This window comes from Mycobacterium sp. Panama NTM2, assembly GCF_054355555.1.
Genome location: NZ_CM135953.1, coordinates 3,439,370 through 3,452,989 on the forward strand (window position 1 = coordinate 3,439,370; position 13,620 = coordinate 3,452,989).

At 67.7% G+C, this 13,620-nt stretch carries 13 protein-coding genes; 6 read left to right on the plus strand and 7 right to left on the minus strand.

Annotated features, from left to right (window positions below):
- Positions 1-18: 18 nt before the first annotated feature.
- Positions 19-759 (plus strand): SDR family NAD(P)-dependent oxidoreductase, encoded by a 741-nt coding sequence (locus ACXYX3_RS16210; RefSeq protein WP_241205864.1) that lies wholly within the window; start codon positions 19-21, stop codon positions 757-759.
- On the opposite strand, the gene ACXYX3_RS16215 is transcribed toward ACXYX3_RS16210, so the two are convergent.
- Positions 726-1,286 carry a TetR family transcriptional regulator gene (locus ACXYX3_RS16215; RefSeq protein ID WP_458608209.1) on the minus strand — a complete coding sequence of 187 codons (561 nt, stop codon included), beginning with the start codon at positions 1,284-1,286 and terminating at the stop codon, positions 726-728. The genes ACXYX3_RS16210 and ACXYX3_RS16215 overlap by 34 nt on opposite strands.
- Positions 1,287-1,472: 186 nt before the next feature.
- Between ACXYX3_RS16215 and ACXYX3_RS16220 the strand changes: the two genes are divergently transcribed.
- On the plus strand, positions 1,473-2,693 hold the full coding sequence (locus ACXYX3_RS16220) for a cytochrome P450 (protein ID WP_458608210.1): 1,221 nt from the start codon (positions 1,473-1,475) through the stop codon (positions 2,691-2,693).
- On the opposite strand, the gene ACXYX3_RS16225 is transcribed toward ACXYX3_RS16220, so the two are convergent.
- Complete coding sequence (locus tag ACXYX3_RS16225) at positions 2,672-4,096, minus strand: HNH endonuclease signature motif containing protein (protein WP_458612113.1); 1,425 nt, start codon at positions 4,094-4,096, stop codon at positions 2,672-2,674. The two genes, ACXYX3_RS16220 and ACXYX3_RS16225, sit on opposite strands and share 22 nt — an antisense overlap.
- Positions 4,097-4,263: 167 nt before the next feature.
- On the opposite strand from ACXYX3_RS16225, the gene ACXYX3_RS16230 reads away from it, so the two are divergent.
- The gene (locus tag ACXYX3_RS16230) at positions 4,264-5,487 is read left to right on the plus strand and encodes an ISL3 family transposase (RefSeq protein WP_458608211.1); all 1,224 of its coding nucleotides are present in this window, start codon (positions 4,264-4,266) and stop codon (positions 5,485-5,487) included.
- 58 nt (positions 5,488-5,545) lie between these two features.
- Here ACXYX3_RS16230 and ACXYX3_RS16235 read toward each other — a convergent pair whose 3' ends face one another.
- Both ACXYX3_RS16235 and ACXYX3_RS16240 read right to left on the minus strand, forming a co-directional pair.
- Complete coding sequence (locus ACXYX3_RS16235; protein WP_458608212.1) at positions 5,546-5,875, minus strand: branched-chain amino acid transporter permease; 330 nt, start codon at positions 5,873-5,875, stop codon at positions 5,546-5,548.
- The gene (locus ACXYX3_RS16240) at positions 5,868-6,527 is read right to left on the minus strand and encodes an AzlC family ABC transporter permease (RefSeq protein WP_458608213.1); all 660 of its coding nucleotides are present in this window, start codon (positions 6,525-6,527) and stop codon (positions 5,868-5,870) included. Before ACXYX3_RS16240 ends, ACXYX3_RS16235 begins: the two co-directional genes overlap by 8 nt.
- Before the next feature lie 47 nt (positions 6,528-6,574).
- Here ACXYX3_RS16240 and ACXYX3_RS16245 point away from each other — a divergent pair, with 47 nt between their 5' ends.
- The gene (locus ACXYX3_RS16245) at positions 6,575-7,564 is read left to right on the plus strand and encodes an alpha/beta fold hydrolase (RefSeq protein WP_458608214.1); all 990 of its coding nucleotides are present in this window, start codon (positions 6,575-6,577) and stop codon (positions 7,562-7,564) included.
- On the opposite strand, the gene ACXYX3_RS16250 is transcribed toward ACXYX3_RS16245, so the two are convergent.
- The gene (locus ACXYX3_RS16250; RefSeq protein ID WP_458608215.1) at positions 7,550-9,556 is read right to left on the minus strand and encodes a M4 family metallopeptidase; all 2,007 of its coding nucleotides are present in this window, start codon (positions 9,554-9,556) and stop codon (positions 7,550-7,552) included. The two genes, ACXYX3_RS16245 and ACXYX3_RS16250, sit on opposite strands and share 15 nt — an antisense overlap.
- Before the next feature lie 132 nt (positions 9,557-9,688).
- Between ACXYX3_RS16250 and ACXYX3_RS16255 the strand changes: the two genes are divergently transcribed.
- On the plus strand, positions 9,689-11,350 hold the full coding sequence (locus tag ACXYX3_RS16255) for an alkaline phosphatase D family protein (protein ID WP_241205872.1): 1,662 nt from the start codon (positions 9,689-9,691) through the stop codon (positions 11,348-11,350).
- Here the strand turns inward: ACXYX3_RS16255 and ACXYX3_RS16260 are convergent.
- Positions 11,322-12,776, minus strand: coding sequence for a peptide MFS transporter (locus tag ACXYX3_RS16260; protein ID WP_241205873.1), 1,455 nt, complete (start codon positions 12,774-12,776; stop codon positions 11,322-11,324). The two genes, ACXYX3_RS16255 and ACXYX3_RS16260, sit on opposite strands and share 29 nt — an antisense overlap.
- A gap of 24 nt (positions 12,777-12,800) precedes the next feature.
- On the opposite strand from ACXYX3_RS16260, the gene ACXYX3_RS16265 reads away from it, so the two are divergent.
- Positions 12,801-13,292, plus strand: coding sequence for a DUF427 domain-containing protein (locus tag ACXYX3_RS16265; RefSeq protein WP_458608216.1), 492 nt, complete (start codon positions 12,801-12,803; stop codon positions 13,290-13,292).
- Positions 13,293-13,296: 4 nt separating this feature from the next.
- Here the strand turns inward: ACXYX3_RS16265 and ACXYX3_RS16270 are convergent, their stop codons facing one another.
- Positions 13,297-13,569 (minus strand): hypothetical protein, encoded by a 273-nt coding sequence (locus tag ACXYX3_RS16270; protein WP_241205875.1) that lies wholly within the window; start codon positions 13,567-13,569, stop codon positions 13,297-13,299.
- Positions 13,570-13,620: the final 51 nt, after the last annotated feature.

Sequence of the window (13,620 nt, forward strand, 5' to 3'; positions counted from 1 at the left end):
CCGTGAGAGGGTGCAGTCATGGGTCAACTCAGCGGCAAGGTCGCGTTGGTCACCGGAGCGTCGGCCGGCTTGGGCGCGGCGACCGCCCGGTTGTTCGTCGAGCAGGGCGCGACGGTGTTCGGAATCGCCAGGGACGCAACACGAATGGCCGAGGTGTTCGCAGACCTGCCCGGTAGCGGATACGCGTCGGTGGACATCTCCTCGCGGGAGGCGTGCGCGGCGGCGGTCGCGGACTGCGTCGAGAGGTTCGGCCGCCTCGACGTGCTCGCCAACATCGCGGGTTTTCACCGCATGCGGCACACCGCGTCGATGACCGACGAGGACTGGGACGTCGACCTCGCGGTGAACCTGACCGCACCGTTCGCGCTCTGCCGGGCCGCGCTGCCGCACCTGCTCGAATCAGGCGGCAACATCGTCAACGTGTCGTCGATCGCCGGCGTGGAGGGTGAGGTGTACTCCGCCGGTTACTGCGCGGCCAAGCACGGCCTGGTCGGCCTGACACGGGCACTGGCGATCGAGTTCACGAAGGAGAAGCTGCGGGTGAACGCGGTGTGCCCCGGGGGAATGCCGACCGCTCAGACCACCGAGTTCGAAGCGCCCGAGAACGCCGACTGGGACCTGATCATGCGTATCGCCTCGCCGCGCGGATTCATGGCGACCGAGGACGTCGCCAAGGTCATCGCGTTCTTGGCCAGCGATGACGCCGCCGCGATCCACGGCGCGGTCTACCGCGTCGACAACGGCAAGGGTGCGGGCTGAATCAGGAAGCGGCGCAGCATCTCTCGCTCGAGTTCCGGGTCGGCGAGGGGCCACACGACGAACGACAGCGTGACGCGGACGATCCACTGCGCGGCGGCACGGTCATCTGCGGCGTAGCCGGTCAGTTCCGCGGCGATGGCGGCCAGCGGTGATGATTCGACGAGCCATCCGATGCGGCCACCGCTTCCCGCCGACGCGATCAGCGCGCGTCCCAGGGGGTCTGCGCGAATACGGTCGAGCGCCACGACGACCGCGGTGACCGTTAGTTCCGAGCCCTCCAGACCGTCGACGGCAGATCGCACGTGCGCGACGATCTGCTCGGCGCTACGGGCGAGCACGGCGTCCCGGATCTGGTTCTTGCCGCCCGCGTTGCGGTAGATCGTCGCTCGCGAGCAGTGCACGCGGGCCTCGAGGGCCGCCATGTCGAGGGCCTCGATGCCGTGTGCGGCGATGAGCTCGGCCGCTGCGGCGTAGATGCGCTCGGCCGCCGCAGCGCGCCGATCGCCGACCAGCCAGTCGTTCGTCATCGCATCGCCCTTCTGAGATGTCCGACCGGCATGTTCTCACGGTGAGACGGCGATGACGCCGGATTCTTCCATCGCACCAGGTCAACCCGCGGTGGTGAGACGTCACGACTGTCGAGACCCGGAGCGACGCGTCGAGTTGACCGGTGCCCCTTGACCGCCGTCACCTCCGCCTCCCACCCTGACAGCGTGACTGGCGAACTCGGCGCGGCGCTGTTCGACGAGGATGCGATCCAGGACCCCGCTGCGCTGTACGCCCGGATGCACTCGGTCGGTCCGCTGCACCGCATCGGAGAATCCGACTTCCATGCTGTCTGCTCGTGGGATGCGGTGATCGAGGCGGTGGGCCGCACCGACGACTTCTCGTCCAACTTGACCGGAACGATGCTGCATCGCCCCGACGGCACCATCGACGTCTTCGGCATGGATGATCTCGGCGGTTCGACCCAGGTGCTCGCGATCGCCGACGATCCCGAACATGTCACCCACCGCAGGCTGCTTCTCCCCCACCTGGCTGCCAAGCGGATCCGCGAGCTCGAATCGTTCGTCACCTTCACGGTGGGCCGGTTGTGGGACGAGGCGTTCGATGGGGACCGGGTCGAGTGGATGTCCGCCGTTGCCAACCGATTACCGATGATGGTGGTGTGCCGGCTGATCGGGGTTCCCGACGACGACGTCGACCGGCTGACGGCGTGGGGCTACGCCAGCACGCAGCTGCTGGAAGGTCTGGTCGGCCCTGAGGAACTGGCGGCGGCCGGGGCGGCTGTCGGAGAACTGAGCTCCTATATCGCGAGCCTTCTCGACCGGCCGGCACCGGCGGGCACACTGTTGGCGGACCTCGTTCAGGCCTGCGCGGCAGGCGATGTCGACACGGTCACCGCGCAGGTGATCATGGTGACGCTGTTCAGCGCAGGCGGTGAATCCACCGCGTCGCTCATCGGATCGGCCACCCATGTCTTGGCGACCCGACCCGATCTGCAGCGCCGGCTCCGCGACGACCCGGCACTCATCACGCCGTTCATCGAAGAGGTGCTGCGATTCGAGCCGCCGTTCCGTGGGCACTACCGCCATGTACTGCGCGACTGCGAACTCCACGGATATCGGCTGCGCGCGGGCGCGCGACTGGTGCTGTTGTGGGGCGCCGCGAACCGGGACCCGACCCACGTCGAATCGCCCGACGAATTCCGCCTCGACCGTCGAGACAGCAAGAGCCACCTCGCGTTCGGCCGGGGCGCGCACTTCTGCGTCGGCGCGTCCCTCGCGCGGCTCGAGACGCGCCTCGTGATCGAGCACCTGGTGAGGCACACGCATGGTGTGCGCGCGGTGGGGCAGGCTCGTTGGCTGCCGAGCCTGCTGGTGCGACGCCTGGAGGCGCTGAACCTGTCGGCTCAGAACGGCGGTGGTTCGTAGGTTTCGGCCAGCCTGGCTTGGTGTTGTCGCTCGAGTTCGGCGTCGAGTTCCAGGCGCTGCCGCCGTTCGCGTGCCACCCGGTCCCGTCGGTCTTGCTCGCGGGTTGCCCTCCGTCGCGGCATCATTGCGGTCTTGTTCGAGGTGCCCGGCACACTCTCGGAATCACGGAGACTCCCAGTCGACAACAGGAGACTCGGAAAGAGTTGTCCGCCATGAGGATCAGTGACGTAGACCAGCCCGGTAGGCGCGATGAGCACAACCGTGCCGTCGGGCCGCTGCTCGTCACGCCATCCGTTGGCGCCGGTGTAAAAAGTCTTGATCAGATGATGAACTCGGCAGTAGAGCTTGGTGTTCGACGTATGCGTCGCACCCGCGGGCCACGGCGTCGTGTGGTCGACGTCACATCGCTGCGCCGGAGCGTCACAACCCGGGAAGCGACACGTCAGGTCCCGCCAGTGCAAGAAATCCGCAAGCTGGCGCGATGGCCGATACCCGCACTCCGCATCATCACTCGGCCTGCGGACGGGACGCACCTTGGCGCCCGCAGAGGCATTGCGCACCTCCTCGGCGGGCAGGATGCCGAAGCCGTCCAGATAGCCGGGTGCGTCGCTGCTCCCATCGACGGTCGCCTCCTCGGCCAGGATGTGCACGACTATGCGGGCCGCCGAAGCCTCGAGCGCCGCCGCGGAGCAATCCGGCGACGCACAGCAGCACGCCAACGTCGATTCACCGCGGCCGAGAGCACCGCACGCGGCTGCCCGCCGTTGCATAGCGGTGCGAGGATCGGCCTCGCACACCGTGGCGGCCAGCGCGTCGAGCCGCTTGTCCAATGCCGCGGCATCGAGCGCGTTCAGCCGCCCGCCGGCGAATGCTGTGCCGGGTACGTGGGGTTCCACACTGAAATACAGGTTGTCGCGGAAGTCCGGCGGGACTCGAACGCCGGCCGGGTCGAATGTTGCGACCCACTGATCCACCCGGTCTTTCAGCTTGTTCTCCGACAGACGCATCCAGCCGATCAGCTTGGGCGCGATGACTGCATCCAGCGCGGCGACAACGTCGCTCTCGACGTTGTCGGTGCGATTGAGCACGATCCGCACCATGCGTAGGTCGATCTCCCCGCGCGAGAAGACGGCCGCGACCCCGGGGAGGCGCGAATGCAGCGACACTGCCATGCGGACCTGGCTTACAGCGCGCGAACGGCTGATGTTCTGCGCGGCAGACACTTCCGCAGCCACCGCCTCGGTGACGTCGACAACCCAGTGTTCCGCCCCCGGATGCTCACGAGTCCTCAATGCGTGGAGCCGGGCCACTGCGGCGAGACGCTCAGCGATTGCGCGCGACTCCGCGCGAGCGGAGCAGCCCATTGCAAGGACGCAATCAATGGCGTCAGCCGAACCGAACATACGTGGCGCTCCTAGTGTTCTCATGGGCGCGTTCATGCTGGTCAGCAAGGTTTTGCGGTGCGATACAACGGGATCGGCGTTCCTTGGGTGAATTGAGGGACGCGCACGCGGTGTGCCTCTAGGTTTCGGGGTTACCACACCAACCGCAACCACAAGGAACGATCCGCGTGCGCGTCAGTACTGCATTTAACCGTCTGCTGGCCATTCCCGGAGCCACCGTCACCGACGTCGTGATCGGCGATGGCGACATCGAGGTCATGCTTCGGCCCCGAGCCCGGCTGATGACCTGTCCGTGCGGCAAACGGTGGCCCACCGCATACGATCGGCGCCGCCGGCGGTGGCGACATCTTGACCTGGCGCGTTGCCGGCTCTGGCTGGTCTATGACATTCGGCGAGTGAAGTGCCCCAAGTGTGGAGTGACCACCGAAGCGGTGCCCTGGGCCCGACCCCTAGCCCGCCATACCCGCGACTTCGAAGACATGGTGCTGTGGCTGGCTCAACGCACCGACCGCACCTCTGTATCGACGTTGATGCGCTGCGCCTGGGAGACGGTGACCGCGATCATCCACCGAGGCGTCGCCGAATTGCTCGACCAACGCCGACTCGACACGCTCTACCGTATCGGCGTCGATGAGATCTGCTACCGCCACCCGCACCGCTACCTGACGATCATCGGCGACCACGACACCGGCACCGTCATCGATATCCAGCCCGGACGAAGCAAGGAGTCCTTAACGAACTTCTATGACAGTCAACCTGATTCGATCCTCGACCAGATCGAAGCAGTCAGCATGGACGTCTCAAGCATCTACACCAGCGCCACGAAAGAACATCTCCCCAAGGCGGTCATCTGCTACGACGGCTTCCACCTGATGCAATGGGTCAACCGCGCCCTAGACCGCGTCTACGCCGAATCGATGACCGGACCCGGCCGGACCGCAATGAGCACCGCAGACTGGAAAACCGGACGCTGGGCGCTGCGCACCGGAGAGAACAAACTCAGCGACACCAAACGCGACCTGGTCAACCACATCACCCGCACCAACCGACGCATCGGACGGGCCTGGACCCTCAAAGAACAAGCCCGCGACCTCTACCGCTACGACCATCCACCCGGGGTCGCCCGCCAACGACTCAAAGCCTGGATCACCGCCGCCAAACGCTCCCGCATCCCCGTCTTCATCTCCCTCGGCAAACGCTTCCAGACCTACTTCGAGCCCATTCTGGCCGCCATCGAACTCCGCATCTCCAACGCCCTCCTCGAAGGCATCAACGCCACCACCAGGCTCGTCAACGCCCGCGGCTACGGCCACCACTCCGCCCAAACACTGGCCGCAATGATCTACCTCTGCCGCGGCGGACTACACCCCCAGCTACCCACAAAAACATGAGGAGCCGCACATACGTTCGATACTACCCAACGGGTCCGACAGATTTTGCCGCCCGAATTCAGCCGCCCCACACCGTCATCAGCGTCACGTAGCACGCCGTTCCGACCAGGATGCTCAGCAGCGCCCGCCGCTGCCACAGCTGCAGACCCGCCGTCACCGCCACGGACACGGCCAGCCACAACAGCTGCAGCGCGGTGTCACCGACCACCGTTTTCACCGAGTACAGCGCCAGCATCACCATCACGCCCACCGGCATGTGCACACTGAGGTAGCGCACCACGGCGCTGTGGCGCATGGGAGCCAGCGCCCCGAACGGCAGCGCGCGCAGCGCCCACGTCACCGCCGCGCTCACGCCGACGAGTAGCGCGATGTACCCGGTGTCAGGCATGGCGCGTCCGTCGCCGCAGCAGCAACAGCGCCGTGAACCCGGCGAACGCGCACACCAGCATCTGGCCCGGTACCAGCAGCCACGCCGCGGCAGCACACAGGACCGCCGCAACGGCGGTGACCCGGTCGGGCCGCTGCCGGTAGGCCTCGATGCCCAGCACGATGAACAGCGCGGTCAGCGCGAAGTCCAGGCCGACCAGCCGATCGATAGGCAGCACCTCGCCCAGCAAGCCGCCCAGAGCTGCGCCGGTCACCCACAGCAGGTGAAACATCAACTGCATGAACAGGATCGGACGGGTGGTCCACCCCTGCGCCTGCGGACTGACCGCAACTGCATACGCCTCGTCGGACAGCGTGTACGTGCTGTAGAGCTTCGCCCCGAGCCCCCGCACCCGCTGCAGCGGGAACGACAGCGCGTAGAAGATGTGCCGGGAATTGACCACCAGCGTGGTGAGTGCGACCGTCGCGACCGGGGCGCCGCCCGCCACCAGCGCGACCATCAGGAACTCGAGCGATCCCGCATAGATCACCCCGGCGAACACGGGCGCCCACCACCAGGCCAGCCCCGCATGCACCACCAGGAAGCCCAGCGCCATGCCCAGCGGGATGAACGCCAGACCCAGCGGCGCGACCAGCGTCAGCACCCGTCGCATCGCCGAACACCTCCTCCGATCAGTCTTCGGACGCTAGCTTGTCATGCGTGGATGTCTTCGATGAATGGCGACGCGGCGGAACGACTTTCACCTGGACGTCGACCACGCCCGCCAACACGGGCCGGCGCGTGGAGGTGTTCGCGCGCCGGTCCGGCACTCCGGGCGCACCGGCGCTGGTCTGCGTGCACGGCTTCCCGACGGCGAGCATCGACTTCCGCACCCTCGCCGAGCACCTGTCCGAGGACGTCGAGATCTTCACCCTCGACTTCCCCGGGTACGGGCTCTCGGACAAACCGCCGGCGCCCTACGCGTACTCCCTCTACGACGACGCGCGGCTGCTGCTGCACGCGATCACCGAGGTGTGGGGACTCGAAGACTACCGGATGATCACCCACGACCGCGGCAGCAGCGTCGGCATGATCGCCCTGGCGATGCTCGCCGACCGCGATGCCCCCATGCCGCAGGAGGTGTTCCTGACCAACGCGAACATCTTCTTGCCCCTGGCCAACCTGACCGCATTCCAGGTCGCACTGCTCGACGACGCCACCGGTCGAGCCACCGCCGCGGCGACGACACCGCAGATGCTCGCAGCCGGACTGGGCGCCACCACGTTCATGCCGCGTCGCGATCTGGCCGATCCCGAGATCGCCGCGCTAGCAAAGTGTTTCGCGCACAATGACGGCATCGCAGTGCTGCCGGACACCATCCGGTACCTGCACGAGCGCGCCGCCGACGAACAGACCTGGCTGCAGCGGCTGTCGGGGATCGACGTCGACACCACGCTGATCTGGGGCCTGCATGACAGTGTCGCGCCGCTGCGGGTGGCCACCCACGTCTGGCAGACGTATCTGCGGTCGAAGCCGGGCCGCAACCGGTTCTGGGTGGTTCCCGGGGCCGACCATTACGTGCAGTGCGACGCGCCGGCCGAGCTCGCGCAGATCGTCCGGCTCACCCTGGCCGGCGGCCAGGTGCCCCTGCAGACGCTCGGCGACCGTCCCGACGGGGCCGTGCTGGTCGACCAGTCAGACCGCCAGTAGCGTTGCAGGACTGGAGATTCCGACAGAGTCGAACGCCCTGGCGATGGCGGCTTGCTGAGCGACGGTCAGGCCCACCGACTGCGCGGCACTCTGCACCGCGGCGCGGCCGTCGCTGAACACCGAGCCTGCGCTGAGCCGGAACATGGCGCGGTAGAAGACCTCGGCCCAGGTGTCGTTCGAGATTCCCGCCGTCGCCGGATCGGTCATCATGAGATACGCGGCATGGCTGAAGATCGTGCTGTTGACGTGCTCACCCCCGTCGTCGAGGGTTCCACGATAACGGGTGGCGTAGGTGGCGCGATGGGGCCCGAGCGAGGTACTGATCGACGTGGGATCCGCGAGGTTTCGGATGGCGCCGAGCTCGGAATCCTCGGCGAGCAGCCAGCGGTCGGCGCCGGAATCGTTCTCGATCAGCACACCCATGATGTCGGCCAGCGCTTCGTTGAGCGCACCCGATTCACCGTAATCCAGGACCGACGCACCGGACTGTCCACCGACGACGTAGGTGATCACGGCGTGCGTGAATTCGTGGCCGATGACGTCGAGCGAGGCCTCGAGGTGACCGCCGTCGCCGAACGCGAACTGCTCGATGCTGGGATCCCAGAACGCATTCTGGTATCCGCCGTTCGGCTTGCCCGGGTTGTAGAGAATGCTCACCAGTACCGCTGCGCCGGCACCGTCGAACGATGTCCGCCCCAGCACGTCCCGGTAGTAGTCGTAGACCTCAGCGGTGTTGGCGTGCGCCGAGACCGCTCCGGTGTTCCACCCGAGCCAGCCGCGCTTGACCACCGTTCCCGGCAGGGAACCGCCCAGCAGACCGAAATACGGGAAGGAGGTCTTGTAGGTGGTGATGTCGCGGTCTCGGTCGATCAACCGCGACACCGTGGACCACGGTGTGGTGCGGACGTCGATGGCGAAGGTCCGCCGCTGCCCGAGCCAATCCCTCGCGGTGTCGGTGGCCGACACCGGTTGGATGGTGGAACGCGAGACGATGACGTCGCCGACGGCAGCGCCGTCCGCGCCGATCAGGACGGCGCGACCCGGCCGGGAGAAGCGGACACCGGGCACCGCGCCGACGACCTGCCAGGCCAGGATCGGCGCTGTCCGATTGTCGAGCGGGGCGTAGACCACCAGCTGCTGGTCGGCCATGCGGCGCAGCCGCGGCGTCGAGACATCAGGTGTGACGTCGAACGACGCCGACAGTCCGCGGTAATTGTTGAACAGTCCGGTCACGGCGCCGGTCGCGTCGGTCACCAAGATCACGTCGCTGCCCAGCACGGGCACACCGGCGACCGTCTCGGAGAGGCGATAGACGGTTTCGGCGTCGTCTCCGCGGCCGACGGTCGACACCGTGATCGCGTCCGGATCGGCGAAACCCTCACGTGCGCCCAGCGTGTGCGCCACACCGTTGAGCACCGCGGCCGCATCGGCCACTCCGGTCACGCGACGATCGGTGAATCCGCCGTCGATCGTCCGCACGGGGCCTGCGGCGGGGTCGTCGACGGTGTCACCGGCCGGCAGCGCGATGGTCACCTCGGTCGGCCGCCACCGCGGCACGTCGTCGATCGCAACCGTGAAACTGTCTGCCCGCCCGGCCTTTCCGGGGGTCGGGGTGTAGACGAAGCTGCCGTCGGCGTCGACAGTGACGGACCCCCAGGCGGCGCCCGAGCTGACGCTGTAGGTGAGTGCGGTGTCGTCTCGGTCCTCGGCGTTGAGGCTGCCGCGCACGGTGCCGTCCTCCGCCGCCTCGGCCGTGTCCGGCGTCGCCGTCGGTCTGCGGTTGCCGATGGTGTGCCGACGCTGCCGGAGCGCTTCTCGCCGCTTCTCGACCCGGGCGGCGCGTTGTTCTCGCAGCGTCGAGCGCGCCGACGACGACGCTTGGGTCGTCGATTCCGCCGATCCCGCCGAGCTGTCGGAGGGAACCGCCGACGCGACACCCGGCGTCATCACCAGAGCGACCCCGAATCCGAGCACCGCGGCACCGGTCCACACGCCTGTGAGCGATCGATGACAACTGGCCACGGTGTCCCCCTCCGGCGACGATGCTCGTGGCGGAACTTACCACCGTTGGAGCGAAAACCGACGGCGCTGACGACGACGCGATGCGGGCACTACGCTGACACGGTGAGTCTTCTACTCGGGCCGGTGCTGCGCCACGTCGGCGAGACGACTGCGACGGTGTGGGTACAGACCGACGCGCCGGCGGAGGTGGAGGTGCTCGGATGCCGGGCCCACACGTTCGAGGTCAAGGGGTGTCACTACGCCCTCGTCGCGGTCAGCGGGCTGACCCCGGACACCGTCACCGCCTACGAGGTGCGCGTCGACGGTGCGACGTGCTGGCCGGAGCCGGACTCGAAGTTCCCACCCAGCGTCATCCGCACGCGCGGGCCGGAGTCGGCCGACCGGCTGCGGGTCATCTTCGGTTCGTGCCGCTACCCCAAAACGGGCGAGGAGAAGCTGGATCGCAAACTCGGGCTCGACGCCCTGGACTGCTACGCCACCCGTCTGACCGATCTGCCCGTCTCGGAGTGGCCGGACGCGCTGCTGCTGCTCGGCGACCAGGTGTACGCCGATGAGTTGACTCCCGAGGGCCGCCGACGGCTCTCGGGCGGCCGGTCGGCGAGCCGGCGCTCGGACAACCACCGACCACCCGACGAGGTGGTGTCGTTCTCCGAGTACGTCGGCCTGTATCGGCACACCTGGGGTGACCCCGAGATCCGGTGGATTCTCTCCACGTTGCCGACGGCGATGATCTTCGACGATCACGACATCCGCGACGACTGGAACACGTCGTCGGCCTGGCGCGCCGAGATCAACTCCCAGCCGTGGTGGCGCGACCGGATCCGCGCGGGCCTGGCCTCCTACTGGGTGTATCAACACCTGGGCAACCTCAGCCCGGGTGAGCTGGACAGCGATGACGACTACCAGAAAGTGCTCGCCGCAGACGGTGACTGCTGGCCGCTGCTGTCCGAACTCGCCGACCGCGCCGACAGCGAGGTCGACGGGGACAAGGGCCTGCGGTTCAGCTTCCGATGGGATCTCGGCCGTAGCCGACTGGTGATGGTCGACTCCCGCAATGCCCGCATCCTCGACGGCGGCGAACGAAAGATGTTGGGCGACCGCGAGTTCGCCTGGGTCGAGGAGCAGGTGAGCGACCTGTCCGGGGTCGACCACCTGATCATCGGATCCTCGTTGCCGTGGCTGATGCCGCCCGCGATCGGCGATCTGCAGATCGTCAACGAGATCGGCGCAGCGCGCCCCGGGCTGCGTGGGCGCTTGGCCGAGAAGATCAGGCAGGGCGCCGATCTCGAGCACTGGCCGGCGTTCTTCGCGTCGTTCGTACGGCTGTCCACCATGATCGCCGGTGCGGCGCGCGCCACGGCCGACGGCCCGGCGACCATCTCGGTGCTCTCCGGCGACGTCCACCACAGCTACGCCGCTCGGGCCGACTTCGGCGAGCCCGACGGGGCGCAGGTGCACCAGCTGGTCTGCTCACCGGTGCACAACTACGTGCCGTCCTACGTCAAACCCGCGTTCAAGCTCGGCTGGTCGGCGCCCGCCGCCCGGCTGACCCGCCGCTGGGCACGTCGGGCGGGGTCACCGGAGTTGCCGGTGTCGTGGCGCAACCTCAGCGGGCCACTGTTCGGCAACACGATCGCCTCGCTGATCGCCGTCGGTCGCGGGGCCGACGTGGTGTTCGAGCAGCCCCGCGACGACGGCACCTTGGCCGAGGCAGCGACCATCGTGCTCAGCCCGCTCAGTGCACCCCTTCCATCTGGCGGCTGATCCACGGCGAGATCACGAACACGACCGCACCGGCGACCACGGCCACCGCACCGAGGATCCCGAAATACGCGGCCTCGCTGTCCGTGTCGTAGTAGCCGGCGAGCACGCCCGACATGGCCGTGCCCAGGCCGACCGAGAAGAAATACAGCGCCATCATCTGCGCCCGGAAGGCCTCCGGCGCCAGCTTGGTGGTCACCGACAGTCCGATCGGCGACAGCAGCAGCTCGGAGATCGCGAACACCGCCATGATCGCCATCACCAGCAGCGCCGGGGTGCTGCGGCCCGTGCCTCCGGCCAGCGGCACGAAGCACAGGAACGCCAGACCCATACCGACCACGCCGTAGGCGAATTTGCGCGGGGTGGTCGGCGCTCGGTTACCCAGCCGCGTCCACAGCAGCGCGAACAGCGGGGAGAGCAGGATGATCCACACCGGCTCGATCGAACCGATCCAGCTCGACGGGGCCGTCCACCCGAAGATCGACCAGTTCATCCGTTCGTCGGAGTACACGGCGAGCACGGTGAAGATCTGCTGGAACAGCGACCAGAACACCGCGTTCGCGACGAACAACGGGATGAATGCCCGCACCCGCACCCGCTCCTCCGAGTTCACCGACGGGCTGCGCAACATGATCGCGAAGTACGCCACCGACGCGACGACGATGACACCGGTGGTCACCTGCGAGAGATTGGCCAGCGTGACGAGGCGCAGCGCGATGGCCACGCCGATCACCACGACGACGCCGACCAGCACTGCAACGGTCTTGGCGACGGCGTTGCGCGGCAACGGGTTCGGCACCTCCCTGCCATGGCCCATCAGGTTGCGGCGGAACGCCACGTATTGCGCGAGACCCAGCGCCATCCCGACCGCCGCCGCACCGAAGCCGTAGTGGAAGCCGACGCGGGTCTGCAGCAACCCGGTGATCAGCGGGCCGACGAAGGCACCGAGATTGATTCCCAGGTAGAACAGCGTGAAGCCACCATCGGCGCGCGGATCCCCTTTCTCGTAGAGCGTGCCCAGCAGCGACGAGGCGTTGGCTTTCAGCGCCCCCGAGCCCAGGGCGACGCACACCAGGCCCACGCCGACGCCGGCCAACCCCGGGAGGATCGCGAGCGCGATGTGACCGATCATCACGACCACGCCGCCGTAGAACACGGTGCGCTCCATGCCGAGCACCCGATCGGCCACCCAGCCACCCAGCACCGTGGACAGGTACACCAGACCGCCGTAGGCGCCGACGATTCCGGTGGCCGTGCTCTGCGGCAGGCCGAGGCCGCCGTCGGTGACCGAGTAGTACAGGTAGTAGGCCAGGATCGTGAGCATCCCGTAGAAGGAGAACCGTTCCCACAGCTCGACTCCGAACAGGTTGGTCAGCCCTATCGGATGCCCGAAGAACGTGCGAGCTTTCTTGTCGTCTCGGATTGTCATGGGACCACCCTTACACTCGGCAGCATGCCTGTACCTGATACCCCGAGACCAGGCCAGGAATCCGTCTGGGACTACCCTCGCCCACCCCGGCTCGAAGAGTTCGCCGGATCCATCACCGTCGAACTCGGCGGGCAGGTCATCGCCTCCACCGAGCGAGCCTGGCGGGTGCTCGAAACGAGCCATCCTCCGACCTACTACCTCCCGGCGGATGCCTTCGCCGACGGGGTGCTGCGGGAGGCCGACGGCGCCTCGTGGTGCGAATGGAAGGGCCAGGCAAGCTATTTCGATCTGGTGACGGCGACGGCGGTGGCCCCCCGGGCGGCGTGGACGTACCGTCGGCCCACCCCCGGGTTCACCGCCATCGCCGGTGCGGTGGCCGTGATGGCCGCGGCCGTGGACCGGTGCACCGTCAACGGCGAAGAGGTGGTGCCGCAGCCCGGCGGGTTCTACGGCGGCTGGATCACGAGCTGGGTCGCGGGCCCGTTCAAGGGCGTGCCCGGCTCGATGGGGTGGTGATCCCTCAGCAGCCGAGGTCGATGACGGCGGCGGTGACGATGCCGTTGCCGGCCGACAGCGAGATGCCCATCTCCTTGTAGAGGGCGTTCACCGCGACCGGGGCCGGCTGCCCGCTGCCGAGGATGGCGCAGGCCATCGACCCCGCGGTGAGCAGCTGGTCGCGGGTCAGGGACGTGTAGATCGGTTCCAGGCCCTCGAGATAGCCGGCCGTATCCGCCGTGGCGGGTGCTGCCAGCGTGACCAGCGCTGCCATCGCGCCGGCCACACTCAGACCCATGTGCACTCGGTTCACTGTCCTCGCCCCCTGTCGTCGACGCACATCCTAAGC